Genomic DNA, 24,795 nt, shown 5'->3' on the forward strand with positions numbered 1-24,795 from the left:
TATAATTTCGGTCGGTGAGACAAAGATCGATAGAAAAAATTCATAAGTATGGTTCGGTGGTGACACGAACCATGGCGTATAACCCATAAAATCCAAAATAACCTAACCAAATGAAGAAAAATATTAACTGCCATGGTTCGTACCTGCACGAAATAAAAAGAGTCAAAACGATTATTTACCTGTTGCTATTATTAACAGTATTTAATACCGCCTGTAAAAAAGCGTCAGATGGCGGTTTGGCACCGATACCAACTGATCTGAAAGCTGATCTGCCAGCAGGGGCTAAAGATGGTGTAGTTTTTATCAATAATGGAACATCGGCCATTGTAACCTTGTATGCGCCCAATAAAAAATCAGTTACACTGATAGGCGAGTTTAATAATTGGTCTACCAGTGCAACGCCAATGAAAAATACTAGCGATGGGAATTACTGGTGGATTCAGGTTGATAACTTAAATCCATCTACAGAGTATGCTTATCAGTTTTATGTTGACGGGAACCTGAAAGTTGCAGATCCGTATTGTGAGAAGGTGCTTGATCCTGATAACGATCAATATATTAGCGCAGCAACATACCCCAACTTAAAAGCCTATCCAACAGGTAAAACAACTGGAATTGTAAGTGTAATGCAGGCTAATCAGCCCGTGTATACCTGGAAAAATGCCAGTTTTAGCCGCCCTGAAAAAAACAACCTGGTGATTTACGAATTATTGATACGTGATTTTACCGCCGAACATAATTATGCCTCAACTTTGGCCAAACTCGATTATTTAAGCGGTTTAGGTATTAATGCAATCGAATTAATGCCGGTAAACGAATTTGAAGGAAATTTGAGCTGGGGCTATAATCCATCATTTTATTTTGCGCCCGATAAATATTATGGTACCAAAACCGCGTTGCAGAATTTTATCGACGAATGCCATGGCCGCGGTATTGCAGTAATTATGGATATGGTGTTAAACCATTCTTTCGGTCAGTCGCCGATGGTACAATTGTACTTTGATGGCTCAAAACCTTTGGCAAATAGTCCATGGTTTAATGTGGATGCCAAACATCCGTTCAATGTAGGTTACGATTTTAACCATGAAAGTGCTGCTACCAGGAAATTCTCGAAAGATGTAATAAAATTCTGGATGCAGCAATATAAAATTGATGGGTTTCGTTTCGATCTCTCGAAGGGATTTACACAGAAACAATCGACTGATGATGCACAGTTCAGGATTTACGATGCCGGCCGAATTGCCATTTGGAAAGATTACAATGGTTATATCAAAAGTTTAGACCCTAGTTTTTATGTGATTTTGGAACACTTTGCCGAAGAATCTGAAGAAAAAGTACTGGCTGATGATGGCATGATGCTCTGGAACAATATGAATTATAACATGAATGAAGCTACGATGGGCTGGCTGGATAATTCTAATTTTCAATGGGGGTTTTATGCCAATCATGGCTTTGCTAAATCAGAAAATTTAGTTGGTTATGGCGAAAGTCACGACGAGGAGCGGTTAAATTTTAAGAATATTACCTATGGTAACGCTTCCGGAAATTATGTAATTAAGGGAAACCTGGCCACCTCTTTAAAAAGGGAAGAACTTGTAGCCGCATTTTTATTCAGTATCCCAGGGCCCAAAATGGTTTGGCAATTTGGCGAACTGGGTTACGATATCAACATCGACTTTAATGGCAGGACCGGTGAAAAACCCATTAAATGGGATTATTACAGCGACCCTAATCGTAAGGCTTTGTATGACGCTTATGCCAAATTCATCAGGTTGAAAAAGAATAACAGTATTTTTAATTCAAGCAATTCAACCTATAACCTTGCCGGTGGCATCAAATATATCAAGTTAACAGAAGGCGCTAATACCGTTGTGGTGGTGGGTAATTTTGATGTGGTGAGTCAGACGGCGAATATCGATTTCGGTACAGCTGGAACGTGGACAGATGCAGTTGGTACCAGTATTAACCTGTCTAACAATACTTATCTGAAGACTTTGGCACCTGGAGAATACCATATTTTTAGTAAAACAGCATTAAAGTAATTCAATTTTGCATCCAAACGGTGCAGGATTTCAAGCCCTGCGCCTTTTCCTCCATTTATTAGAATTTCCAGCTAGCCATTCTATAACCTCTGTTCTTTTTATGGTAACATTTCTAATGCGCTTTTTTGATTAGCGCAATAATAGTTTGATATTTAGGGTTCAAACCAAACTTCATGAAATTCAGATTTATACTTGCTACCCTGTTGAGCATCGGTATCTCCGCATACGCGCAACAAGGTTCCGGAAAAAACCAATCTAAAGAAACCGTAACCACTACACAGGTAACGGTTAAAGACGAACCTAAAACTTCAGCTAATGAAAGGAACATTAAAGTAGAAAGCTCGGTGGTTACCAATCACACCGTGAACATTGACGGCAAAGCGGTTCCGTATAAGGCCACTACCGGTACCTTGCCGGTTTGGGATGAGGATGGCAAAGCGATTGCTGGTTTATTTTATACTTATTACGAACGCAGCGATGTAAAAAATCGCGATAGGCGACCTTTAGTCATCTCTTTTAATGGTGGTCCGGGGTCTGCTTCGGTTTGGATGCATATTGCCTATACCGGTCCGGTGGTTTTGAATATTGATGATGAAGGGTATCCTGTTCAGCCCTATGGTTATAAGGAGAATCCTTATTCTATTTTAGATGTGGCAGATATTGTATACATCGATCCGGTTAATACAGGCTATTCGAGAGCGGTGAGCAAAGATATTCCAACCAATAAGTTTTTTGGGGTTCGTGCCGATATTAAATACCTGGCCGAGTGGATCAACACCTTTGTAACCCGCAATAACCGATGGGCCTCACCTAAATTTTTAATTGGAGAAAGTTATGGCACTACCCGTGTTTCGGGCTTGGCTTTAGAATTACAGAACAGCCAGTGGATGTATCTGAACGGTGTAGTACTGGTTTCGCCAACCGAATTGGGCATTGAACGTAGCGGCCCTGTGGATGCTGCTTTGCGTTTGCCTTATTTTGCCGCTACTGCTTGGTACCATAAAGCTTTGCCAGCCGATTTACAGAGCAAAGATTTAACCACGATGCTTCCGGAGGTAGAAACTTTTACGATTAACGAGCTTATCCCGGCCATTTCGCAAGGAGGAATGTTGAGTGCGGATAAAAAGAAAGCCATTGCCCTGAAAATGGCCCGTTATTCGGGGCTTTCTGAAAAAGTAATTTTAGATTATAACCTTAATGTTCCAACAGATTTTTTTTGGAAAGAATTATTGCGAGATAAGGGATTTACCGTTGGACGTTTGGATTCGCGCTACCGTGGTATAGATAAAATGGGGGCTGGCGAAAGCCCCGATTATAATGCCGAACTCACCTCCTGGCTGCATTCTTTTACACCAGCCATCAATATGTACATCCGCAACGAGCTGAATTATAAAACCGACTTGAAATACAATATGTTCGGTTCGGTTTACCCCTGGGATAAATCCGGAGATCAGACCGGCGATAATCTCCGCCAGGCGATGGCGCAGAACCCATACTTACATTTATTGGTGCAATCAGGCTATTACGATGGTGCTTGCGATTATTTTAATGCCAAATATAGCATGTGGCAGTTAGATGCCGCGGGTAAACTGCAAGACCGTATGAGCTGGGAAGGTTACCGCAGCGGGCACATGATGTACCTGCGGAAAGACGATCTGAAAACGGCGAATAACCATATCCGCGAGTTTATTAAAAAAGCTTTGCCGAAAGCAGGAGAAGCCGCTAAATTCTAAATTTAGTATTTACAAACTTCTTAAGCACTATTATTTGTCAATGCTTTTGGGTTTATAGGAGCGCACTTGTATTGCAATAATTATCGTTAGTCCTGCTTTGCATTACAAGTCCGCACTCGTGCCTCGCTTGCGTGCTTTCCATTGCAATCAGGGCTAAATAGGCTAGGGCGCTGGCACGGAAACCCGCATAGTTGCAGAAACCGGAATAAATAAACCTGATCGGACAGATGCTGATTTTTCATCAGCAGGAGGGAGAGCAGGACGGAACAAAGCCTATCAACCACTGCAATTGCTTTCCAAAAAAAGAAATAATCGTATTTTGCCTTTCTTTTATCTGTAAAGCTGGTGCGATTTCTCTACCTAAACACTTAAACAAAAAACTGTTGGTTACAAACTAAAAATAATTACTTATTTTTGTGGTTCAATTATGCAGCAGATAAAAACATCATTCGATTTTGAAAAACCTATTGCCGATTTGGTTCAGCAGATAGAAAAGGTTAAGCAAGTTGCCGAAAAAACCAAGGTAGATATGTCTGCCACTTTGGACGAGCTTGATGGTAAATTAGATGAAACTACCAATAATTTATATAAAAATTTAACCGGTTGGAACAAGGTTCAGATGAGCCGTCACCCGGATCGCCCGCAAACTCTTGATTACATCAATATGATCTGCGATGATTTTATTGAAATGCACGGTGATAGAACGGTTAAAGATGATAAAGCTATTGTTGGCGGTTTTGCTTCTATAAATGGTCAGACGGTGATGGTTATTGGTCACCAAAAAGGTAAAAATACCAAAGAGCGCCAGTTTCGCAATTTTGGGATGGCCAACCCGGAAGGTTACCGCAAAGCGCTGCGTTTAATGCGTTTGGCCGAAAAATTCAACAAGCCGGTGATCTCTTTCATCGATACGATGGGCGCTTACCCCGGCTTAGAGGCTGAAGAGCGTGGGCAAGGTGAAGCGATTGCCAGAAATTTATTGGAAATGTCGGTTTTACGCGTGCCGATTATCTGCATTGTTGTAGGGGAAGGTGCTTCGGGTGGTGCTTTGGGTATCGGTATCGGAGATAAGGTATATATGTTAGAACACACCTGGTATTCGGTAATTTCTCCGGAATCTTGTTCCTCTATTTTATGGAGAAGCTGGGATTTTAAAGAGAAAGCTGCCGAATGTTTGAAGTTGACCGCTGATGATATGTTTGGAAACAAACTGATTGATGGCATCATTCCTGAGCCACTTGGTGGTGCTCACCAGGATCCGGAGTTAATGGGCAAAACATTAAAAGAATATATTGTGAAAGATTTGGCTGCTTTGGGCAAATTAAAAACAGATAAGATGATTGAGCAAAGGATTGAGAAATTCTGTGAAATGGGTGTAGTAAACGAATAATCATTAACTAAAATAAACTTGAATCCTGTTTGGCCATGCTAAACGGGATTTTTTTTGCGCTGCGTGCGTGCGCGCTCACGCTCGTTTGTAACGAGCGTGTAAATATGAAGTCGTATTCACGACTTTAGATATCGTTTATTATCGTAGTGATTTTTACGATAAAATCGTAAAGCTATCGCTGCACTCGTTAGAAACGAGCGCAAACATTTCCTGATCGCTCACGCTCGTTTGTAACGAGCGTGTAAATAGCTTGTCGTATCTACGACTTTAGAAGCATACCCCACGTTGAGCAATCTTTTACGATAAAATCATAAAGCTATCATTTCACTTGTTGGAAACGGGTACAAGTAAAAAACCAGTTTGTATTAATCAAAATCCAATAATTCCACGTCTATCGGACCGTTCAAATCACAATAATTAGATGCTGAGCTATACGTGTAATGTTCCGCTTCAGATACTATTCCGGCCCTAACTGGATTTTGATGAATATAATTTAGCTTTTGGTATGTAAATTCAGGACTTACCAGTTCAACCGCATGGTAACCGTCTTGCCAAACCTTATAATGCTCAATTCTTGTCAGATATCTTCCCGCGAATTCAAATTTATTCAGCAGCCACTTTTTTCTGCTTTCATTTCCTGAATAGATCTCTTCGATGATTGCCCTATTTGTAAACTTTTTAAAATCTCTTACAATTTCAAAAAGCTTTATACTACCGCTGGCTGACGCAATGAGGTGTATATGATTCGTCATTAAGCAATAAGCGTAAAGTGTTAATCCTTTTTTTTCTTGACAGTATTTTAGTGAGCTGATTATAATCTCTTTATAGGATAAACGTGTGAATATATCCACCCAATCCACGATGGTAAAGGTTAGAAAGTAAATTCCATACGGATCCCGGGCTTGATATTGGTCTGACATACATAAAGATATTTATTTATTCAGAAAAATCACAAAACCGTCTTTATGTTTGCGCTTGCTCACGCTCGTTTGTGACGAGCGTGTAAATAGCTTGTCGTATTTACGACTTTAGAAGCATATCACACGTTGAGCAATCTTTTTATGATAAAATCGTAAAGCTATCGCTGCTCGTTATGCTTGCGCTTGCTCACGCTCGTTTGTAACGAGCGTGTAAATAGCTTGTCGTATCTACGACTTTAGAAGCATATCACACGTTGAGCAATCTTTTACGATAAAATCGTAAAGCTATCGCTGCACTCGTTAGAAAAGAGCGCAAACATTTCCTGATCGTTCACGCCCCGCTCACGCTCGTTCAATGTCGTTAAGTTAAGCTATATCCCTCTGTACATCAAAGGTTTTCTCTTTTCTTTATAGACCTTAATTCTTTTGAAGCTTCTATTGGATCTAACTATATCCGTGCAATTCTTTAATAACTTTAGGATTTTCTGGACCGAACAGACTATGTCGTTTCTGTAAAATATGTCAATCAAAAAGTCTTTAACTTTGGTTACTACCTGAGTTTTATTGATTTGTACGGCATGCTTGTGTCCTTTATCTTTTTGTCCGGCTTTTTCGATCTGCACTCCTATCATTGCTGAAATATTTAATAAAATTATCCTTGCATAAAAATCCTGTTGAATAGCATGTACCGTTCTCCCTGAAAAATATTCCATTTGTGCTACCTGTTTAATGCGCTTGTAACATTCTTCCACTCCCCATCTCATGTGGTATAGTTCTTTGATTGCTTGGACTGGGTATACATCTCTGTTACACAAACTGGTAAGTAGAACTTCCTGTTCACCATCAGGTAAATCTACCGATAGCAGCCTTAGCCCCTCAACTTTGGTCTGGAGGTTGTAGCTCCTCAATTTCCCGTATTCTTGCGAGGGACGCTTTTTTAGCTCAAAGTCAATATCTTTTTCTATGCTTGAATTTAGAGTTTCATGGGCAGTTTTCCATGCTGTACTCAACCTGAAACAAAAATCAAACCCCTCTTTCTTTAGGTAAGAAATTAGCCAAAGACTGGGATATCCCCGGTCAAAAACAAGAATATCAGTTTCACTATTTAAATTCTTCAAGTGATTTTTGGCCATCTCTTTCTCATCATCGTGCTGTGTATGGCCAATCAGCGCGTCCAGGATAATATTATTGCAGACATCATAAGCAATTGATATCCTGGCACCTGCAGAAATAGTTTTGTTTTGATTCGAAAAGTTACCAAATTTCTCTATTAAGCATTTTTCGTTTGGCAGTACAAGAAAACTTCCATCAATAGCGACAACCCTCTTGCCCTTCCAGTTTCTTTGAGAAGGGCTATTGTTTTTAAAATAATCTAAAAGAGATTGGTTTAAACAGATGAAACTCTCTGGCCTTAATTTTTGCCGAGCCTGAGTAAACGCACTTTTAGAAAAGGTGGTGATTTCTGAACCTGTACCGGAAAGGGATTTGAAGAACCTGTCAAGTTCGGTTCGGACGGAGGCACGGCTAAAGCCCAGGATATTGACAACAAGGTCCTTAAAGGAAAACTTACGCTTCCTTGTAAAATCACTAGAAACAGTTTTAGAGGAGACTCTAAAATCTTCATTTTCAATGTGATTAATAGTGTGTAAAAAAGCCCTTCTATAAACTGGAAAAAGTTCGCCTTCCTTTATAAGGGCTGACATAAAGATACTGGTTAAATCCTTTCTTTGCAATGTTTTTCCTTAACTTAACGACATTGCACGCTCGTTTGTAACGAGCGTGTAAATAGCTTGTCGTATTTACGACTTTAGAAGCATATCACACGTTGAGCAATCTTTTACGATAAAATCGTAAAGCTATCGCTGCACTCGTTAGAAACGAGCGCAAACATTTCCTGATCGTTCACGCTCATCTGAAACGAGCGCAAGCGCAGATAAAAAAAGCAGCTACATATGAATGCAGCTGCTTGGTAAGCTATTTTCAGATCCGTTTATTATTGCGGACCTTGTTGTGGGAAGAACATGGATAAACGACCTTCCAGGTTGTTGAAGATTTTCTGCAGCTTATCACTCAACTTATCCTGACCAGCAGCTTTACTTGTTTTAATCATTCGATCTAAATAGTATAAGCCGGTTTGAATATTCTGCGATCCGGTTAAACCTTTCGATTGTGAAATATCAGCCAGATAGGTCAATTCCTTATTGATATAATCGCCTGATTTATCTAAAATGTCATTGGCTCTGGCCGTTTCACCTAACTTATATAGGTTTTCAGCCATATAGAATTTTACAACAACTGTACGGATGCCAAAGAATCTTTCCGGCATTACCGCATAATATTTATCCACGACTTTTCTAGCCTCATCCATTTTACCTTCTTTAATCAGGCTATTGGTTAAGCTACTGAAGATATTGGTAAAAATGAAAGTATCATCTGATGATTGCGGGTCTAAATATTTAGCCGTTTTCATATTTCCCCACTTAAACTTATTCATCACATTATTGTACAAAACAGGGGTATTCAACTGTTCCTGTCTGTCTTCAGATGCAGTTGTATCAGGTTTAAGCGGTAATAAACGTAAGGCTAAACCTTCGCTGTATAAATATTTATCTAAACCGTTGTATTGCTCAGAAGGAACAGTAGATGCAAAATAAATCGGGCGTTTCCAATTGTTATGTGCCAGGATATCGAACATGGCCAAAGTTCCTTTAGTCACATAACCTTTATTAAATTTCCAATCCATGGTAGTGGCAATTTTTGAAGCATCAGCTGCAGGCACAGTTCCGGTACTGATTACCTGCTGAGGATCTACCGTGATTTTGAGGTTTTTAGTAGGCAGGAAATTAGATTTTGTTCCATCTTGCATCGGTACTTTATCGCTTTCATCGTTTGATAACAATAAATCAACTACATTTTTAAGTTCAACACTGCCCGCAATTTTATAATCATCATATGGCATTACATCCCGCTCACCCTGTACATATTGCTCAGGTTTCATGGTAATTGGCAATGGAGCAGATTCGTTTTGTTTTTGTCTTAAACCATTGATGTACCAATCTGTGTCAAATAAACTTAAGTTTACAATACGAACATCAGGGCGTACATTTTCTACCTCCTGGATATACCAAAGCGGGTAGGTATCATTATCGCCATAAGTAAATAAGATGGCATTTGGTGCACAGGATTGCAAGTAATCATAAGCAATATCATGTGGAACCAGTTTGGTAGAACGGTCATGGTCATCCCATCCCTGCTCGGCCATAATTACAGGTGCAGCCAGTAAACCAATTACGGTGGCACCAATGGCCCCGGCAGTTGGGGTCAGTTTTTTAAACAGCCACTCTTTAATTCCTAGCGCCCCCAATCCAATCCATATCGCAAAGGCGTAGAAAGATCCAACATAAGCATAATCCCGTTCACGTGGCTCTAAAGGCTTTTGATTTAAGTACAATACAATCGCGATACCGGTAAAAAAGAACAACAAAGCCACTACGCCGGCATCTTTCTGGTTGCGTTTAAAGTGCCAAAGTGCGCCAATTATGCCCATAATCAATGGTAAAAAGAAGAAACGGTTGTAAGCTTTGTTATCAACAGTTGATGGCGGTAAATGACTTTGATCCCCACGTAACCAGCTGTCAAATGGTTTAATACCGCTAATCCATTCGCCTTCAAATCCGCTGCCCTGACCTTGCTCATCGTTCTGGCGGCCAACGAAATTCCAGAAAAAATAACGCATATACATGTAACCGATCTGGTAACTGGCTAAAAAGCCTACATTATCCACTACATTCGGATGCTTACCATCATCTAAATGCATCCACTCCTTATAAAAGTCAGCATGTCTGGGATCATCACTATACATACGTGGCAGTAAAGTATTGTTGTTATATTCGTAATCGGTTTTTTTGCCAGCCACTTCATATTTGTCTTTACCTTTTCTCCAGATGGTTTTACCTTCTGTTACACCTGTTCTTTCAGAGTTGTAGTTTGGTCCATAGGCCAGTGGTCTATCACCATATTGTTCACGGTTTAAGTAACTTAAGAAAGAGAAAGCATCTTTAGGTGCGCTGTTATTTAAGTTTGGATCTGCCTTTGCCCTGATGATGATCATGGAGAAAGAGGCATAACCGAAAATAATTAAAACAGTAGAGATCAAACCTAAATTTAATAGTTTTTTCTGATGCTTGATGGAATAAAGGATTCCCCAAACCAGGGCACCGATTAATAAAATAGCAAAGAATAAAACACCAGTTCCAAAACCAAGGCCTAAAGTATTTACAAAAAACAGATCGAAATAAGCACCGAACGAAACCAGGTACTGGATAATGCCATATTGGATAACCGCCAGGATTAGGATACCCACCAGAAGTGTTTTAATAATTCCTGCGGTAGTTGCTTTATCGGTTCTTTTAAAATAATAAACAAAGGCAAGTGCTGGTATAGTTAAAAGGTTTAGTAAGTGGATACCAATTGATAAACCCATAATATAGGCAATAAATAATAACCAACGGTCGGCCCTTGGCTCATCGGCATGCGCCTCCCACTTCAATATAGCCCAGAATACAATAGCAGTAAACAAGGATGATTGAGCATATACCTCAGATTCTACAGCAGAAAACCAAAAACTATCAGAGAAAGTATAAGCCAACGCACCAACGGCGCCTGCGCCCATAATACTGATTAATTTGCCCGTAGTTAATTCCTCACCGGCTTTTAATATTGTTTTTTTAGCCAATGCAGTGATTGTCCAAAATAAGAATAAGATGGTTGCTCCGCTGGAAACGGCCGAACCCACGTTCATCCAATAAGCGATTTTGGTTAAATCCCCAGCTGCAAAAATGGAGAAGAAACGTTGGATCATTAAGAATAAAGGTGCACCAGGCTGGTGAACAACCTGCATTCTAAATGCCGATGCGATAAATTCACCGCAGTCCCAAAAACTAGCTGAAGGCTCTAAGGTTAAAACGTAAGTTAGTGTAGCAATTAAAAAGCAGATCCAGCCTACTATATTATTAACTTTTGAATAATTCATTGGTTTGTTTAATGATATTAAAAATTGTTTTCACATAAAAATGCTGCCGAAATTAACTATTCTCGTCGATAAAACGGTTAAATTTTTGCATCGATTTAACAATTTTTAACGGCTTGAGAACTTTCTCATAAAGGATTTTAATTTGTTTGAAAGCAAAAACCCATAGGCAGAACGTTAAAATCCGCCTATGGGTTAAATTTAGGATGTTTTTTGCCTATCCTGCCGCAAAAGGGGTAAACCTTGTAATCAGATCGTTATATTGTTTTTCGAGGTTTTTGCTCAGGCTTACCTGTTTAAATGCATCTGTTAACTTTACCATCTGGCCTAAATAACCCAGATATAAACGCACATCCTGTTCTGACGATAGCTGGTTTTTGCTTTCGGATACATCGGCCAGGTGGGTGAGTTCCTTACCTATATAATCGGCGGTTTTTTTGATCATGGCATTTGCACGGTTTAAATCATTTAACCGATAAAGGTTTTCGGTAAAATAATAGGTGCTCATTACCTGACGCATGCTGTAAAATTTCGCCGGAATCACTTCAAAGTATTTATCCGTTACTTTTTTGCTCTCGGCAATTTTACCTTCTTTAATCAGCCCGGTTAATAAACCATTAAACATATTCGATAACATGGTTACATCATCTGCAGATTGTCTGTCGAGATGGTTTGCATATTTGATGTTGCCAAAGCCATATACCTTCATCAGGTTATTGTACATCGGTTTCAGGTTTACGCGATCAAAATCCTGTGTAATGGCAGTATCAGGTTTTAATGGGAGTAATCTTTTGTTTAAACCTTCAGAATAGAGATACTTGTTAAGCCCTACGTACTGCTCGTTTGGCATGGCGCCACTAAAATAAATCGGCCGTTCCCAGTTATTGTGTGCCAGGATATCAAACAAAGCTAATGTGCCTTTAGTTACAAAATTCGAATTATAAGTCCATTCCATACTGTCTGCTATTTTACCGGCATCTTCTTTTGGTACAGTTCCCGTATCCAGTACCTGCTGCGGACTCACGGCCAGTTTAAGGTTTTTGGTCGGTAGCACATTGTATTTAGAGCCATCGGTCATGGTTACTTTATCTTCATCATGATCGGATAGGAGTACATCTAAAATTTCTTTTAATTCGATATGCTGGGCGATCTTATAATCCTGGTAGTACATGATATCCCGCGTACCTTCAACATATTGCTCATGTTTTAGCGTAATGGGCAAGGGAGCAGATTCATTTTGCTTTTTTCGCATTCCATCGATATACCAGTCGGCAGTAAATAAGCTTAAATTCACCACCCGCACGTCCGGACGGATGTTTTCTACTTCCTGTGCACACCAAACCGGGTAGGTATCATTGTCGCCATAGGTAAACAAGATGGCATTAGGTGCGCACGATTTGAGGTAATTGACAGACATATCTCTTGCCATGTAACTGTCAGAACGGTCGTGGTCGTCCCAGCCCTGGTTGGCCATAATGATCGGGGCACCAAATAAAGCGATAACTGTAGCAACGATACTTGCGCGCAAAGGTGTCAATTTTTGTGAAAACCATTCCTTTAACCCCAAAACCCCTAAACCGATCCAGATGGCAAAAGCATAAAACGAACCTACATAAGCATAATCTCTTTCGCGGGGTTCAACAGGAACAGAGTTGAGGTACATCACTATGGCCACGCCGGTAAATACAAAAAGTAAACCGATAATACCTGCGTCTTTCTGGTTGCGCTTAAAATGCCAAATGGCGCCAATTAAACCGATTATCAGCGGTAAAAAGAAAAATCTATTGTATGCTTTATTCTCCAGGATGGACGGTGGAAGGTTTTTTTGATCGCCTAGCCTGATGGCATCCAACGGTTTTATACCACTGAGCCAATTGCCATCTTTTCCACCAAACTGTCCATCTTCATTATCCTGTCTGCCTGCAAAATTCCACATAAAATAACGCATGTACATTTGTCCGGTCTGGAAAGAAAATAGGTATTTCAAATTATCCAGCAAAGTAGGTTTATGTTCATCATCAAAACCCATGTAGCTTTTGTAAAAATTAACATGTTCAGGTTTATCACTGTACATGCGGGGCAGTAAAGTTTTATCGGCAAAAATATAGGCTGATTTGGTGCCTGCTGGTTCGTATTTTTTGTCGCCTTTACGGATAATCTGGCCCGTTTCTTTGACGCCGATTTTTTCTGAATTGTAGTTTTCGCCATAAAGCAGCGGCCTGTCACCGTATTGGTCGCGACTCACATATCTTGAAAACGAGAATACGTTATCTACATTATAGTTGTTTAAATTTGGTTTAGCCTGTGCCCTGATGATGAGCAACGCAAAAGAACTATAGCCAAAAAGTAGCAAGACGGTAAACAACATCACCAGGTTCAAAACCCTTTTCTTTTTAAGGATGGAATAGCGGATACCGTAAACCAGTCCCCCGATTAGGAGTGTTGCAAAGAACAATATGCCTGTTCCAAAGCCTAAACCCAGGGTGTTTACAAAAAAGTAATCGAAGCCTGCGGCAAAAGAAATGATATATTGAATAATGCCAAATTGAACCACTGCCAGAACAGCAATGGAAACGAAAAATACTTTTAATATACTTTGCCAGTTTGTTGATGGGTTCTTTTTAAAATAATAAACAAATATTAATGCAGGGATGGTAAGGAGGTTTAAGATGTGTACACCAATAGAAATCCCCATTATGTAGGCCACAAAAAGTAACCAACGGTCTGATTTTGGTTCTTCAGCCTGCGATTCCCATTTTAATATGCCCCAGAATACAATCGCGTTGCAGAGCGACGACATGGCATAAACTTCGGCTTCTACAGCAGAAAACCAGAAACTGTCAGAAAAAGCATAAGCCAAAGCACCAACAAAACCTGCACCCATAATCCCGATGATTTTTTGATTGGTGATTTCTTCGCCATTTTTAACGACTGTCTTCCTGGCCAGTGCAGTAATGGTCCAGAATAAAAAGAGGATAGTGCCTGCACTTGCAAGCGCAGAGGATATATTAATGAAATAGGCGACCTTGGTTTTATCGCCAAAAGCAAATATTGAAAATAACCTTTGGATCATGGAGACTATTGGCGCACCTGGTTGGTGAACCACTTCCATTCGGAAGGCAGAAGAAATGAATTCCCCACAGTCCCAGAAACTTACAGATTGATCCAAAGTTAAAATGTATGTGACTGCAGCAATAATAAAACAGAGCCAGCCTCCAATGGTGTTTATCCTTGAGTAATTCATAGTTTAATTTTAGTCTTTTGATAATAAATGATTTAGGTGGTTAGTGGTAAAAAAAGTCGTATAAAAAAATAAAATGTTGCACGCTATATGATGATTTTTTTATCTTTGCATCGCAAACAGGAACAGCAGGAAAGAAATTAAAAATATTTTAAAATCAGTCTTGCATATTTAAAATAAGGTTCCTACATTTGCATTCCCTTTCGAGGAGAATATCCTTGAGAAGCTTGTCCGATAGTATAAGGGTAGTACAACGGTTTTTGGTACCGTTTGTCTTGGTTCGAATCCAGGTCGGACAACTAAAATTTAATAACGGATCATGTTTTAAATAGGCATGATCCGATTTTTTTTAACCGTAACTACACGAACCCATGCCATTGCAGTTTAACCCGGTAAAGCTTTTTTCCGGAACAGGTTCTAAAGGATTATCACTTAAAATTGCCGAACATTACGGCAAGCCACTTGGTAGCGTAACCATTCACAAATTCAGTGATGGAGAATTTCAACCTTCCTTTGATGAGTCAATCCGTGGTAGTGATGTTTTTCTAATCCAGTCTACTTATCAGCCCAGCGATAATTTAATGGAACTTTTGCTTATGGTTGATGCTGCTAAAAGGGCGTCAGCACATTATATTACGGCAGTTGTTCCTTATTATGGTTTAGCCCGTCAGGATAGAAAAGATAAACCACGTGTAGCAATCGGTGCTAAATTGGTAGCCAATTTACTAAAATCAGCAGGTATTCACCGTATCATGACGATGGATTTACATGCTGCACAGATACAGGGTTTCTTTGATATTCCGGTTGATCACCTGGATGGATCAGTAATCTTTGTGCCTTATATCAAAAGTTTAGGTTTAAAAAACTTAACCATTGCATCGCCGGATATGGGCGGTTCGTATAGGGCACGTACTTTTGCCAAGTTTTTTAATGCTGAAGTAATTATTTGCGATAAACGCCGTAAACGTGCCAATGAGATCGAATCGATGTCGATTATTGGGGATGTAGCCGGACAAGATGTGGTATTAATTGATGATATTTGCGATACTGCCGGAACCTTATCAAAAGCGGCTGCTTTGATTATGGAAAACGGTGCAGCAAGTGTTCGGGCGGTTTGTACACACGCTGTATTATCAGGCAAAGCAGTAGAAACGGTGGAGAACTCGGTATTAACTGAATTGATTGTTACCGATACGATCCCGTTAAAAAAGGAAAGTTCAAAAATCAGGGTACTGAGTACCGCCAGTTTATTTGCCAGGGCAATTGCCAATGTAAATGAACATGGTTCAATTAGTGACCTGTTTAGGGTTTAGTTGGGTTAACTGTAGTAACTGGTTAATCGGTTAATTGTAGATATTTTCAGTTAACCAATTTGAACAATAATCAGTTAAACATAAAAAAGAGTTTAAAGAAGGTGGAAGGTAGAGGGTTGAAGGCTTGCGGTCTTGATACTCGATACCAGATACTTACTACTAATAATTAAATATAAATAAAATGAAAACAATCGCAATTAGCGGTTCTCCAAGAGAGAACGTAGGGAAACGCGATGCCAAGGAACTTCGTTACGAAGGTAAAGTTCCGGCGGTATTGTATGGTGGAAAAGAGCAACAACACTTAGCTGTGGTTATTGCTGATTTAAGAGATGTTATTTATACCCCGGAAGTAAACTTTGTAGAAATCGATGTTAATGGTGCTAAAACCAAAGCTATCGTAAAAGATACTCAGTTCCACCCACTTACCGATGTATTATTGCACATCGATTTTCTTCAGTTATTTGACGATAAAGAAATCGTTATGGAAATCCCGGTTAAATTAACAGGAACATCTCCAGGTGTTAAAATGGGGGGTAAGTTGATCCAGAAATTACGTAAACTACGTGTTAAAGCTTTACCAGCTAACATGCCACAAAACGTAGAAGTAAGCTTAGAGAAATTAGAAGTAGGTAGTTTATTCCGTGTTCGTGACCTTCAGGGTGATAAATACGTAATCACTAACACTCCTGAAGATACTATCGTTTCTGTTGCAATGTCTAGAGCATTAAAACAAGCAGAAACTGAAGCTGCTAAAGGTAAAAAATAGTAAGCTGATCTCACAGATTAATGTGATTACACAGATTTTAAAAGCGGTGCAAAAGCAATTTTGTACCGCTTTTTTGTTTTTAATGCGTAGTCGCTACTTTAAGCTTTAAGCTTTGGTCTTTTTGCTTTTACCTTAAACCTTAAACCTTCAGCCTTCAGCCTTTTTATTTATCTTTGCCCCATGAAATATCTTATAGTTGGCTTAGGAAATATCGGACCGGAGTATGCGCACACCAGGCATAATATTGGCTTTGACATTGCCGATAAACTCGTAAAAGACCTGGGCGGTAGCTTCGATAATGTTCGTTTGGCTTATTATGCTGAGGTTAGTTTTAAAGGCAAAAAACTGCATGTCATTAAACCAACCACTTTTATGAACTTAAGCGGTAAAGCCGTGAACTATTGGATGAAAGAGTTGAAAATAGCGCCAGAAAATGTGCTGGTTGTGGTAGATGACCTTGCATTGCCGCTTGGAAAGCTGAGGTTAAAATTACAGGGTTCCAGCGCTGGTCATAATGGGCTAAAAAACATAGAAGAAGTTTGCGGTGGACAAAATTATGCACGTCTTCGGTTTGGCATCGGAAACGATTACCCTAAAGGCAGGCAAATAGATTTCGTTTTGGGTTTGTTTGATAAAAATGAACAGTTAGAACTTCCTGCATTAATCGATAAAAGTGTAGAGTTGATTAAAAGCTTCGTTACCATCGGGCCTGCCCATACCATGACAGCTTTTAATAAATAAATAGTTAATGGGCTAACTGTTCATACTGTCATCCTGAGCGCAGCGAAGGATCTTTTGTAATTTAAATCTCAAAGGAGTGTAGTCCAAAAAAGGTCATTTGAAGAGCAATTACAGTAGCTCTTTTAATGTTCATCCTGCTTTCCATTTCAAGTCCAGCGCTGTGGGCTTTCCATTTCAATCAGGTCTAAAATGGCAGTGTCTATGCTGTTATTGAAGGGTTAAATAGCATAGTTTGCCAACATCCCGTTAGTTCTAAGTATCCGTCAAAACCCAAATTCTATTACTGTACTTGCCACCTAAACCGAAGGGATCGCTTTAGATAAATTTACCATATAAAAATATACTTATATGCCCTTAAATGCCTTACATGTTAAATAACCAGGCATTTCTCTTTACACCTGCCACCACAGATAATTTTGCTGCCCTAGGCCACCTAAACCCGATCGCAGTGGTTCCGATGCCTCATCAGCAGCTTGTATTATGCAATAATTTGCATCGGAAAAAACGGAGAGCGGGACTGCATCAATCCAAAAGCATCTGCATTTGATTTCCAGCAAAAAGAAACTTATTGGTAATTGAGAGCAATGGTTGGAGTTTGCTGCCTTTAATAAGCTAATAAACTCAGAGATTAACATCTATTTTTTTAAAAAAAACACCCTGAAATAAATCCGATAGCAATCGGATCAGGGTGACGACTAAACAAGGTTTTGTTAAACAAAAAAAAAGACCATCTTTCGATGATCTTTCCTGTAAGTATGTTTAGTTTTGTTTATTTAACTTTTTCCTGAGCTCTGGCAATGTAAGCATCAATTAATTGTGCCTCTGCACTTTCCGGATATTGCGTTTTTACTTTGGTATAAGCTTCAACAGCACCTTTGAAATCATTTTGGCTTTCGTTAACCAATCCTAATTTCTTTAAAAACATTGGTGAAGTAAATTTACTTGCTTTATCAGCTGCTTTTTTATAATACGTAGCTGCTTGTTTATAGTCTTTCAACTCGCTGTAGGCGTCGCCTAATAAACCTAAAGCCAATGGATCTGCAACCGGGCTGCCTGTAGCACTATATTTGCTTAATGCCTCTATAGCTTGTTTATACTCGCCTTTACGTAAGTAGATGCCACCTAAATAAAGGTTAGCTAGGTTTGCCGATTTGGTGTTATCATATTCTTTAGCAATCTGCTCAAAACCCGGGTAACCGCCTTCACCTTTAACCGCTCTGTTCGATAATGAATCTACACCAACAAATTGTTCTGCTTTATACATTTTGCTGGCAGCTTCCTCAGCACGACCTTTTAAATACACGCCTTGATACCAAAGATATATTAACACTAATAAAACTACAGCACCTGCGATAAACAGTAAGCTCTTATTATTCTCTTGTAAAAATGAACCTTTTTTAGTTGGTTGAATTGTCTGGTTATCTGTTGTAGACATGTTTGTTTAAAAAATTTAAGATTGCAAAAATACATTTTTCAATCAAAGTATCAACCTTTATTTTGAAGTATTTAATTAAACATTAGTTATTTAGGGTTCCATAATTGCAAAACTGTCATGATCATTAACGTAACAAGCTGATTAGTGTATTAAACCAGGTTTGGTTATCGCTAAAAATCCCGGTGTGGTTAATTACCAGGTACACGGTTTGGCTTTCAGAGCGGCTCACAATGGATTTGATTCTGATCGGCTGCCAGAATGCACCAAAATTTTTGGCTGATGAAGCCGGAAATAAATCGTCGAATCCCATATAAACCTCTTCTATATGAGATAGTGGTAGCTCCAGTTGTTCGTCGCCGGTAATAAAAATGCCATTTGAGGCTAGTAGAATGTTACCCTCGTGATTGTGGACTGGCTTTAAAAACGAAAATAAATCAGCGATTTTTTTCATCCAGTTCGAATTTTTATTGCTGTTCAGTTCATGGTCATAAGACCATAGAACATTTCCTTCTAACATTTTTTGTGCAACCATTATGTTCTCCTTGAGATGAAAGTACAATTTTTTTAAATGTTATTAACGTTTATTTTAAACAATGGGTTTTAAGAAGCTAAAAAAGGGTAAATTTGTGACATATTTATGTGGTTAAAAAATATTACCCTTCTAAATTTTAAGAACTATACAGATGCAGACCTCCATTTCTCGGAAACTGTAAACGTATTTACAGGTAATAATGGCGCCGGCAAAACGAATATGCTTGATGCGATTCACTACCTCTGCCTGTGTAAAAGTTACTTTAATCCCATCGATAGCCAGCAGATCAAAGCCAGTGAAGAGGTTTTTATGATTCAGGGCGATTTTGACCGCAATGAAAAAAACGAAAAAATTTCCTGTGGTGTAAAACGAAACCAGAAAAAGCAATTTAAGCGCAATAAAAAAGAATATGAGAAACTGGCCGATCATATCGGCCTTTTTCCGGTAGTAATGGTTTCTCCCTATGATGTAAATCTGATTATGGAAGGTAGTGAAGAACGCAGAAAGTTTATCGATAATGTGATTTCGCAGACCGATGCACATTACCTGGATCAGTTGATTACCTATAACCGTATTTTGTTGAACCGGAATGCTTTGCTTAAACAGATTGCCATTACCAGAAAATATGATCCTACACTGCTCGAAATTTTAGATGAACAGTTGGTGATGGCCGGCAATAAGATATTTACGGTCCGTAAAGCTTTTATGGATGAGTTTATTCCGCTATTCAATCAATACTATACTTATCTTACCGAAAACAAGGAAACTGTAGAGCTGAACTATCAATCGCAATTGAATGAGGCAACTTTTGAAGAATTGTTGAAAAAATCGGTAGAAAAAGACCGTGTACTGGAGCGGACTACAACCGGTATCCACAAAGATGAACTGGCTTTTGTCATCAGTGGTATGCCTTTAAAAAAGTTTGGTTCGCAGGGGCAGCAAAAGTCTTTTTTGATTGCCTTAAAAATAGCACAATATGCCTATCTTGCTAAAAATAAAGGATTTAAGCCTTTGCTTTTGCTGGATGATATTTTTGATAAACTGGATGATAACCGTGTTCAGAAACTCATGCAAATGGTTTCACATCATGATTTTGGACAGATATTTATCACAGATACAGGAAAAGAAAGAGTAAAATCTATTTTTGAAAAAATAGAAGTTGATGTAACTTTGTTCGAAGTAGATAACGGAAACATACAAAATGCGTAAACCCAATGATGTTACCTTGAAAGATGCGATCAGCAAAATGCTGGACGTGTATCGGTTGCGCCGTAAGTTTGATGAAACCTCAATCTTATCCATCTGGCCAGAAATAATGGGGACTGCCATTGCCAACAGAACCAAGCAGATTTATATTCATGAAAGAAGACTGTTTTTGAGGATAGAATCTTCTGTAATCAAAAATGAACTGATCATGGTGAGACAGGGAATCATCCAGAAGTTGAATGAGCACGCCGGCAGCGAGGTAATTACCGAAATGGTGTTTTTGTAAGACATGACAAAAGGGCAAAATCGTAAATTTTTTTGCCCTTTATATTTAATAAGACTCCAGACTAAGAACTCTGAACTCCCAACTAACTCCTGCCTCCGCCAAATATCTTTGCCAAAATCCAGATTACCAGCGCAACCACCACTACAACTACAATTACGCCTACCCAAACGCCGGCTTTAAATATACCTTCTACCAGCTCACAACTGCTTAAGGTGGTGCATAAAAATGCAATCAGTACTAAAGGGAATGCTTTTTTCATATTTATGTTAATTTGTAATAGCTAACATTGAATACCGGAGAAAGTTTTAATAAATTCCTGGATTCGTCTTGCTGAACTTGTTTTCGCATTGTCATCTAGAGTTATATCTGTGGTGTTGGATGTTTCCACCTGATTGATTCAGTAGATTTCTCGACTTCGTTGCACGCCGCTCGAAATGACGGACTAAGGATTATTCTCAAAAAAAATCGCCATCTCTGCAGCCTGGGCTTGCCTGAAATGACGATTTTCGTTAATTTATTTCAGATGGTTTCTCTTACATTTTCCACCTGACATCCTCCATCCTAATTTATTTCCCGTTTACTTTTAACAGTTCAACTTCAAAAATCAAAGTGCTGTAAGGCGGAATATCCTGTCCTGCACCACGTTCGCCATAGGCCAGATTGTAAGGGATATAAAATTTATATTTCGAACCCGCAGGCATTAATTGTACACCCTCCGTCCATCCTGGGATCACACGGTTTAGTGGAAAAGAAATCGGCTCGCCTCTATCATAAGAGCTGTCAAATTGTTTTCCATTTAATAAAGTACCTTTATAATGTACCAGTACCGAATCGGTAGCCTGTGGCTTAACACCGGTGCCGGCAGTTAAAACCTCATATTGTAAGCCACTTGCAGTGGTCTGTACACCTGCGCGTTTTTTGTTCTGTTCTAAGAAATCTTGTCCTTCTTTCATGATGGGTGCGTATTTAATTTTATTTGCTGCCTCTTCAGCCTTGTTTTTTATTGATGATGCCTTGGTCAGCGCTTCGTTTATGCATTGTTGGGCCTGCTGTTGCGTTAACAAAACCTTGCCGCCGGTAAATGCATCTTTCAGGCCTTTTAACAGTACGTCGTAATTTAAGGTAGAAAGGCCGGTTGTTTTTAAACCTGCACCAATTGAAGTGCCAAAAGCATAACTGGTCGAATCTAAAGCAGATTTCAAACCTGCGGCAGGAACTGGTTGTTTACTCGTTATAGTGGTTTTTTTAGCAACAGGCTTTTTTGCTGCTGTTTTGGTTTGTGCATAAGATGCAACAGCGATACCAGACAGGCATACCGCTAAGAAAATTCGTTTCATTGTTTGTGATATGGTGTAGTTAATTCTAACAGGTTAAAATGATGGATCATATTTAAGGCCGAAAGATACAAAATAGATAAAACAATAAAACCCCGGATATTCGGGGTTTTATTGTAATTTTTTGTGTTTGCAATTAGAAACGTTCGTCTGCCTTGAAGAAGAAGTTACCTTCAATTTCTGCATTTTCATCAGAATCTGATCCATGAACCGCGTTTGCATCGATTGATTTTGCATATTTCTGACGGATTGTACCTTCTGCTGCTTCAGCCGGGTTAGTCGCACCGATCAATTTTCTGAAATCTTCGATAGCATTATCTTTTTCTAAAATAGCGGCAACAATTGGTCCTGAAGACATAAAGCTCACTAAATCTTTGTAAAAAGGACGCTCAGCATGAACCGCATAGAACTGACCAGCAGTTTCCGCTGTAAGTTTGGTATATTTTAATGCAATGATTTTGAAACCAGCATTAGTGATGTCGTTAATGATTGATCCAATATGGCCATTTGCTACTGCATCAGGCTTAATCATGGTAAAAGTTCTGTTTGTGCTCATCGTGTTTTGATATCAATTTTTTGCAAAAGTACATTTTAATTGATGAATAATCAATAAACCGCTCAGCATACTATTCCTATATCTTCTAAAATACGGACAGGCTACCCTAAAATCTTTAAATCCTGATCAATCCTATTTTAAATTTACTTAGCTTTGCAGCGCAAAAAATATATGCTTACACTAACTGAATTAAAAACATTATTGGCTACGCCACAACGAATTGTGATTACTACACATCACAAACCCGATGGCGATGCAATGGGATCATCCCTGGGTTTATATGGATATTTAATTCAAAAAGGCCACCATGTAAAGGTAATCACTCCAACCGATTACCCTACTTTTTTGCATTGGATGCCAAATAACAGCGATGTCATTATTTTCACAGAAGCGCAGGAAAAAGCGGCGCAGCTGGTGGAGGAAGCTTCTCTTATCTTTTGCCTCGATTTTAATACCTTAAGCCGTATTAATGAATTAGGTGAATTGGTTAGGGCTGCGGCTGCCAAAAAGATTATGATTGATCATCATCTCGAACCAGAAGATTTTGATGATTACCGTCATTGGGATATCAATGCCTGTGCTGCCGCACAATTGGTTTATGATTTTATTGTAAACCAGTTACAGGATGGTGAGCTGATCAATAAAGATGTCGCATCTTGCCTGTACACGGGGATCATGACCGATTCAGGATCTTTCCGGTTCTCATCGGCAACAGCTGAAGTATACCGTATTGCCGCGAACCTGATCGATTTAGGCGCAGACCAATCGAAAATCCATGAATTGGTATACGATAACTCCAGTGAAAACCGGCTGCGTTTTTTAGGCTATTGCCTGTCTAATAAACTGGAGGTTTTAAGAGACTACAATACTGCCATTATCTCGGTTACAAAAGAAGAATTGGCGCAATACCACAGCATTACCGGCGATACAGAAGGCGTGGTAAACTATGCCCTGTCCATTAACGGCATCCGTTTGGCTGCTTTAATCATAGAACGTACCGATAAAGTTAAATTGTCTTTAAGGTCTACAGGAGATTTTCCAGCCAATGAAATCTGTAAGAAATATTTTAACGGGGGTGGGCATAGAAATGCGGCCGGTGGTGCATCAGAAAAACCTTTAGCTGATGTAGTAAACGAATTTAAATCGATATTAGCAGAATACAAAGAACAATTGATAGCTTAGAAACAAAGAACTAAAACAATAAAAATTTTAAAAAGTCAAATTAATAAATGAAAAAGGGAATTATTATTCTAGCAGCAGCCGCTTTAGGTTTAGCAGCATGTAAACAAGAAAAAAAGGGAGCTGGTGGCTTGTTGTATACGATCCATCACTCGGCAGGTAACGAAAAAATCAAGGAAGGCGATATCGTTAAAATGAATTTTATTCAAAAAAACGATAAAGATTCAGTTTTAGCAAACACTTTCGATAGCGAAACTCCTGCAGTTTTCCCTGCACAGAAAAAAATGTACGCGGGCGATATGAACGATGTTTTAACATTATTTGGAGAAGGTGATAGTGCTACTTTTAAAGTGAACCTGGATACGATGGCATTTCATAGTAAACAGCCTAAGCCAGAGCAGTTCAAAAATGATAAATACATTACTTTTACGGTAAAAATCGAAAAAGTATTTAAGAAAAAAGCTGGTGAAGCTGACTCCACTTTTAATAAAAGAGCTCAGGAGTTTTTCCAGGCTGATTATAAAGCCAGTACTGAAAAGAAAAAAGCCGCTGAACCCGCTAAATTAAAAGCTTATTTAGAAGATACTAAACTAGCCACTAAAACTACCGCAAGTGGTTTACACTACATTATCGAAAATCCGGGAAGTGCGGAAAAACCGGCTTTAGGCGATACCGTATTAATTGAATATACTGGTAGGGTAACTAAAAAAGGAAAAGACGGTAAATATAAAATCTTCGATACCAGTGATGAGAAACTGGCTAAAGCAGAAAATGAATTTAAACCAGGTAAACCTTACGGCCCTCAAAAAATGCCAGTTGGCGGTACAATTCCAGGATTTACCGAAGCCTTACAATTAATTGGCAAAGGTGGTAAAATTAAAGTAATTATCCCTTCTAACTTAGGTTATGGCGAACAAGGCGCACCACAAGTAGGTATTATGCCTTTTAGCCCGATTGCTTTCGATTTAGAAATTAAAGATATTATCAAAGGAAAACCAGCCTCGGCAACTTCAGCTACAGGAACAACCGCACCGGTTAAAAAATAGTCTCTTTGAATATATTTTAAATCCTGCTTATTCATTTAAGCAGGAT

The 24,795-nt window shown here is 39.0% G+C and carries 19 protein-coding genes; 10 read left to right on the top strand and 9 right to left on the bottom strand.

The window, feature by feature from the left end:
• The first annotated feature begins 110 nt into the window (after nt 1–110).
• The 3 genes from ACK1I8_RS21425 (at nt 111) to ACK1I8_RS21435 (ending at nt 5,165) form a co-directional block, all read left to right on the top strand.
• Entirely contained in the window at nt 111–2,042 is a 1,932-nt protein-coding gene (locus ACK1I8_RS21425) for an alpha-amylase family glycosyl hydrolase (RefSeq protein WP_412467285.1), read from the top strand.
• A gap of 173 nt (nt 2,043–2,215) precedes the next feature.
• The gene (locus ACK1I8_RS21430; RefSeq protein WP_412467286.1) at nt 2,216–3,775 is read left to right on the top strand and encodes a S10 family peptidase; all 1,560 of its coding nucleotides are present in this window, start codon (nt 2,216–2,218) and stop codon (nt 3,773–3,775) included.
• 427 nt (nt 3,776–4,202) lie between these two features.
• Entirely contained in the window at nt 4,203–5,165 is a 963-nt protein-coding gene (locus ACK1I8_RS21435; protein ID WP_412467287.1) for an acetyl-CoA carboxylase carboxyltransferase subunit alpha, read from the top strand.
• Nucleotides 5,166–5,530: 365 nt separating this feature from the next.
• On the opposite strand, the gene ACK1I8_RS21440 is transcribed toward ACK1I8_RS21435, so the two are convergent.
• The 4 genes from ACK1I8_RS21440 to ACK1I8_RS21455 form a co-directional block, all read right to left on the bottom strand.
• Nucleotides 5,531–6,085 (bottom strand): REP-associated tyrosine transposase, encoded by a 555-nt coding sequence (locus ACK1I8_RS21440; RefSeq protein ID WP_412467288.1) that lies wholly within the window; start codon nt 6,083–6,085, stop codon nt 5,531–5,533.
• Nucleotides 6,086–6,456: 371 nt separating this feature from the next.
• On the bottom strand, nt 6,457–7,788 hold the full coding sequence (locus tag ACK1I8_RS21445) for an IS4 family transposase (RefSeq protein ID WP_412467289.1): 1,332 nt from the start codon (nt 7,786–7,788) through the stop codon (nt 6,457–6,459).
• A gap of 290 nt (nt 7,789–8,078) precedes the next feature.
• Nucleotides 8,079–11,117 (bottom strand): protein O-mannosyl-transferase family, encoded by a 3,039-nt coding sequence (locus tag ACK1I8_RS21450; RefSeq protein ID WP_412467290.1) that lies wholly within the window; start codon nt 11,115–11,117, stop codon nt 8,079–8,081.
• A gap of 214 nt (nt 11,118–11,331) precedes the next feature.
• Nucleotides 11,332–14,358, bottom strand: coding sequence for a DUF2723 domain-containing protein (locus ACK1I8_RS21455; protein WP_412467291.1), 3,027 nt, complete (start codon nt 14,356–14,358; stop codon nt 11,332–11,334).
• A 368-nt stretch (nt 14,359–14,726) separates the two neighbouring features.
• On the opposite strand from ACK1I8_RS21455, the gene ACK1I8_RS21460 reads away from it, so the two are divergent.
• From ACK1I8_RS21460 to pth, 3 genes are all read left to right on the top strand, one after another.
• Nucleotides 14,727–15,668, top strand: coding sequence for a ribose-phosphate pyrophosphokinase (locus ACK1I8_RS21460; RefSeq protein WP_293785480.1), 942 nt, complete (start codon nt 14,727–14,729; stop codon nt 15,666–15,668).
• A 181-nt stretch (nt 15,669–15,849) separates the two neighbouring features.
• Nucleotides 15,850–16,434 (top strand): 50S ribosomal protein L25/general stress protein Ctc, encoded by a 585-nt coding sequence (locus ACK1I8_RS21465; RefSeq protein ID WP_090986510.1) that lies wholly within the window; start codon nt 15,850–15,852, stop codon nt 16,432–16,434.
• A 180-nt stretch (nt 16,435–16,614) separates the two neighbouring features.
• The gene (gene pth / locus ACK1I8_RS21470; RefSeq protein ID WP_412467292.1) at nt 16,615–17,175 is read left to right on the top strand and encodes an aminoacyl-tRNA hydrolase; all 561 of its coding nucleotides are present in this window, start codon (nt 16,615–16,617) and stop codon (nt 17,173–17,175) included.
• Nucleotides 17,176–17,944: 769 nt separating this feature from the next.
• On the opposite strand, the gene ACK1I8_RS21475 is transcribed toward pth, so the two are convergent.
• Nucleotides 17,945–18,610: a tetratricopeptide repeat protein gene (locus tag ACK1I8_RS21475; RefSeq protein WP_205058624.1), complete on the bottom strand. Its 666-nt coding sequence runs from the start codon at nt 18,608–18,610 to the stop codon at nt 17,945–17,947.
• A gap of 124 nt (nt 18,611–18,734) precedes the next feature.
• Nucleotides 18,735–19,127, bottom strand: a complete 393-nt coding sequence (locus ACK1I8_RS21480) for a hypothetical protein (RefSeq protein ID WP_412467293.1) — start codon at nt 19,125–19,127, stop codon at nt 18,735–18,737.
• 120 nt (nt 19,128–19,247) lie between these two features.
• Here ACK1I8_RS21480 and recF point away from each other — a divergent pair, with 120 nt between their 5' ends.
• Together recF and ACK1I8_RS21490 are read left to right on the top strand one after the other, a co-directional pair.
• Nucleotides 19,248–20,351, top strand: coding sequence for a DNA replication/repair protein RecF (gene recF / locus ACK1I8_RS21485; RefSeq protein WP_412467294.1), 1,104 nt, complete (start codon nt 19,248–19,250; stop codon nt 20,349–20,351).
• A complete protein-coding gene (locus tag ACK1I8_RS21490; protein WP_412467295.1) occupies nt 20,344–20,634 on the top strand; it encodes a DUF721 domain-containing protein in 291 nt (96 codons plus the stop codon). Before recF ends, ACK1I8_RS21490 begins: the two co-directional genes overlap by 8 nt.
• Nucleotides 20,635–20,716: 82 nt before the next feature.
• On the opposite strand, the gene ACK1I8_RS21495 is transcribed toward ACK1I8_RS21490, so the two are convergent.
• From ACK1I8_RS21495 to ACK1I8_RS21505, 3 genes are all read right to left on the bottom strand, one after another.
• Nucleotides 20,717–20,893 (bottom strand): hypothetical protein, encoded by a 177-nt coding sequence (locus tag ACK1I8_RS21495; RefSeq protein WP_244278902.1) that lies wholly within the window; start codon nt 20,891–20,893, stop codon nt 20,717–20,719.
• 307 nt (nt 20,894–21,200) lie between these two features.
• Nucleotides 21,201–21,971: an FKBP-type peptidyl-prolyl cis-trans isomerase gene (locus tag ACK1I8_RS21500; protein WP_412467296.1), complete on the bottom strand. Its 771-nt coding sequence runs from the start codon at nt 21,969–21,971 to the stop codon at nt 21,201–21,203.
• A gap of 133 nt (nt 21,972–22,104) precedes the next feature.
• The gene (locus ACK1I8_RS21505; protein WP_116252393.1) at nt 22,105–22,524 is read right to left on the bottom strand and encodes a nucleoside-diphosphate kinase; all 420 of its coding nucleotides are present in this window, start codon (nt 22,522–22,524) and stop codon (nt 22,105–22,107) included.
• Between the two features lie 171 nt (nt 22,525–22,695).
• Between ACK1I8_RS21505 and ACK1I8_RS21510 the strand changes: the two genes are divergently transcribed.
• Together ACK1I8_RS21510 and ACK1I8_RS21515 are read left to right on the top strand one after the other, a co-directional pair.
• Nucleotides 22,696–23,706 carry a DHH family phosphoesterase gene (locus tag ACK1I8_RS21510; protein WP_412467297.1) on the top strand — a complete coding sequence of 337 codons (1,011 nt, stop codon included), beginning with the start codon at nt 22,696–22,698 and terminating at the stop codon, nt 23,704–23,706.
• Nucleotides 23,707–23,753: 47 nt separating this feature from the next.
• Entirely contained in the window at nt 23,754–24,749 is a 996-nt protein-coding gene (locus tag ACK1I8_RS21515; protein ID WP_412467298.1) for an FKBP-type peptidyl-prolyl cis-trans isomerase, read from the top strand.
• Nucleotides 24,750–24,795 lie beyond the last annotated feature (46 nt).

The organism is Pedobacter sp. KLB.chiD, assembly GCF_047040275.1.
Taxonomy (GTDB): domain Bacteria; phylum Bacteroidota; class Bacteroidia; order Sphingobacteriales; family Sphingobacteriaceae; genus Pedobacter.

Excerpts from the sequence above, each read along its gene's own strand:
- ACK1I8_RS21475 (WP_205058624.1), bottom strand. The coding sequence starts at position 18,610 with ATGTCTACAACAGATAACCAGACAATTCAACCAACTAAAAAAGGTTCA.
- ACK1I8_RS21425 (WP_412467285.1), top strand. The coding sequence starts at position 111 with ATGAAGAAAAATATTAACTGCCATGGTTCGTACCTGCACGAAATAAAA.
- ACK1I8_RS21490 (WP_412467295.1), top strand. The coding sequence starts at position 20,344 with ATGCGTAAACCCAATGATGTTACCTTGAAAGATGCGATCAGCAAAATG.
- ACK1I8_RS21480 (WP_412467293.1), bottom strand. The coding sequence starts at position 19,127 with ATGTTAGAAGGAAATGTTCTATGGTCTTATGACCATGAACTGAACAGC.
- ACK1I8_RS21430 (WP_412467286.1), top strand. The coding sequence starts at position 2,216 with ATGAAATTCAGATTTATACTTGCTACCCTGTTGAGCATCGGTATCTCC.
- pth (WP_412467292.1), top strand. The coding sequence starts at position 16,615 with ATGAAATATCTTATAGTTGGCTTAGGAAATATCGGACCGGAGTATGCG.
- ACK1I8_RS21450 (WP_412467290.1), bottom strand. The coding sequence starts at position 11,117 with ATGAATTATTCAAAAGTTAATAATATAGTAGGCTGGATCTGCTTTTTA.
- ACK1I8_RS21495 (WP_244278902.1), bottom strand. The coding sequence starts at position 20,893 with ATGAAAAAAGCATTCCCTTTAGTACTGATTGCATTTTTATGCACCACC.
- ACK1I8_RS21515 (WP_412467298.1), top strand. The coding sequence starts at position 23,754 with ATGAAAAAGGGAATTATTATTCTAGCAGCAGCCGCTTTAGGTTTAGCA.
- recF (WP_412467294.1), top strand. The coding sequence starts at position 19,248 with ATGTGGTTAAAAAATATTACCCTTCTAAATTTTAAGAACTATACAGAT.
- ACK1I8_RS21435 (WP_412467287.1), top strand. The coding sequence starts at position 4,203 with ATGCAGCAGATAAAAACATCATTCGATTTTGAAAAACCTATTGCCGAT.
- ACK1I8_RS21445 (WP_412467289.1), bottom strand. The coding sequence starts at position 7,788 with ATGTCAGCCCTTATAAAGGAAGGCGAACTTTTTCCAGTTTATAGAAGG.
- ACK1I8_RS21460 (WP_293785480.1), top strand. The coding sequence starts at position 14,727 with ATGCCATTGCAGTTTAACCCGGTAAAGCTTTTTTCCGGAACAGGTTCT.
- ACK1I8_RS21505 (WP_116252393.1), bottom strand. The coding sequence starts at position 22,524 with ATGAGCACAAACAGAACTTTTACCATGATTAAGCCTGATGCAGTAGCA.
- ACK1I8_RS21500 (WP_412467296.1), bottom strand. The coding sequence starts at position 21,971 with ATGAAACGAATTTTCTTAGCGGTATGCCTGTCTGGTATCGCTGTTGCA.
- ACK1I8_RS21455 (WP_412467291.1), bottom strand. The coding sequence starts at position 14,358 with ATGAATTACTCAAGGATAAACACCATTGGAGGCTGGCTCTGTTTTATT.
- ACK1I8_RS21440 (WP_412467288.1), bottom strand. The coding sequence starts at position 6,085 with ATGTCAGACCAATATCAAGCCCGGGATCCGTATGGAATTTACTTTCTA.
- ACK1I8_RS21465 (WP_090986510.1), top strand. The coding sequence starts at position 15,850 with ATGAAAACAATCGCAATTAGCGGTTCTCCAAGAGAGAACGTAGGGAAA.
- ACK1I8_RS21510 (WP_412467297.1), top strand. The coding sequence starts at position 22,696 with ATGCTTACACTAACTGAATTAAAAACATTATTGGCTACGCCACAACGA.